General features: G+C 68.1%; 1 pseudogene. It reads right to left on the bottom strand.

From position 1 onward, the window contains the following. Nucleotides 1–235 (bottom strand): annotated as a pseudogene (locus OO60_RS44405) (crotonyl-CoA carboxylase/reductase); the annotation flags it as partial.

The raw sequence follows: 235 nt of genomic DNA, 5'->3' as shown, positions 1-235 counted from the left end.
CAGCTGCCGGTAGGCCGTCGAGTTCACCAACCCCGGGGACGCGGCCTCCTCCCAGGTCAGGTGGTCCGGCTTCGGCATCAGCTGGTTCGCCTTGACCAGCGCGATCTCCGCCAGCCCGCCGAAGTTGGTCTCGAAACCCCAGATCCGCTGCTCGGTGTCGAGCATCGTGTCGTTGTGCCCGTCCGGGCTCTCCAGCTCCACGCTCAGGCAATGCGCCACCACCTCATCGCCGGGC

The sequence above is a fragment of the Amycolatopsis vancoresmycina genome, from assembly GCF_000716785.1.
Taxonomy (GTDB): domain Bacteria; phylum Actinomycetota; class Actinomycetes; order Mycobacteriales; family Pseudonocardiaceae; genus Amycolatopsis; species Amycolatopsis vancoresmycina.
This window is presented reverse-complemented; position numbering and strand designations above follow the sequence as displayed.